The sequence below is a fragment of the Rhizobium leguminosarum bv. viciae genome, assembly GCF_012276115.1.
In the GTDB taxonomy this organism is placed as follows: Bacteria; Pseudomonadota; Alphaproteobacteria; order Rhizobiales; family Rhizobiaceae; genus Rhizobium; species Rhizobium leguminosarum_T.
This window is the reverse complement of record NZ_WIEU01000056.1, coordinates 1-1187: the sequence shown is the minus strand read 5'-3', so window position 1 is coordinate 1187 and position 1187 is coordinate 1. Positions and strand designations below refer to the sequence as shown.

At 61.4% G+C, this 1187-nt stretch carries 1 pseudogene; it reads right to left on the bottom strand.

Going from position 1 to position 1187, the window contains the following annotated elements:
* Positions 1 to 1187 (bottom strand): annotated as a pseudogene (locus GFM02_RS34735) (Ti-type conjugative transfer relaxase TraA); the annotation flags it as partial.

The following is a 1187-nucleotide window of genomic DNA, read 5'->3' as shown; positions in this document are numbered from 1 at the left end:
CCGGAGCGCGACAGACGTTCGACGAGCTGCTTGAACAATTCCGGCCGATGGCTTTCCCGCTCGATGCGCTCCAGGCGGGCTTCGGCGGTTTCGATCTGCTTGGCAGTCCAGACATTGCGATCGACTTCTCTTTCCTCGAACCGCTTCTGCCCGGTTTGTTGATCGACGATCGGAACCTGAACCTTGACCCGCTCCACGCCATCCTTGCGCAGGGTCACCGTGTCGCCTTCTGAGACACCACCTTCTTCGAGCGCCTTCGGCAAGCTCACACCCCAGAGACGATGGACGCTTCCGTCATCCGTCTTCACGTCGGCATAAGGACTGTCGTCCGCATCCTCATCATTCGGCCGGAACTTGGCTTGTCCGGTTTCCACGAGCTCACCGGTCACTCCGGCGGCATGATCGGCACGCGGCTTCCTTCCCCATTCCGGCCTCGCTTCAAAATCTTCCTTCGCGGCATAGAGGTCAGCGCGGTCGCGATGTCGGGTCATCGACACATAGGTCAGGTGCTGGTCCATCATGCCGGTGGCGAGTACGAAGGTTCGCTCGACGGTGGCACCTTGTGATTTGTGAATGGTCGCAGCGTAGCCGTGATCGACATTGCGATAGCTGTCCTGGCTGAAGACGACGTCGCGGCCATTGTCGAGACGCACCGAAAGCAAGGTATCACCGCGTTTGTCGCCGGTGGAAACGACCGTGCCGAGCATGCCGTTCTTCACATATTGCGGGCCGAGACGGGGAGTACGTGGCTCGAGGAAGCGGGCATTCTCCAGGAAAATGATGCGGTCGCCGACGCCGAACTCGCGCGCGCCGCGTTCGGTCCGGAATGAGCGGTTCTCACCGAGTGCGCCCTCTCCCGTCAGTACTGATCGCAGCGCCTCGTTCAACCGCTTCACGTCGTCATTGGTGTGGGCGAGCACAAGCAGCTCGTCGCCGCGAAGACGACCGTCATTGCCTACCACGGTTGAGTTCCGGATCGCCTGTTTCCGCGCTTCCGTCCAATCGGCGACGATACGATCGATCGTTTCCGCCCGTGTCTCTGCCTCCACCAGATGGCCATGCCCGGCATAGGCATCGAGACCTTTCTCGATCTCGCCACGAGCAAAGAGCCGCGACGCCTCGCGCGCCCAGTCTTCCCGCTGACGGCGCACGCCGGCAAGTTCGGCAAAACCGATCCGTTCGGTGAT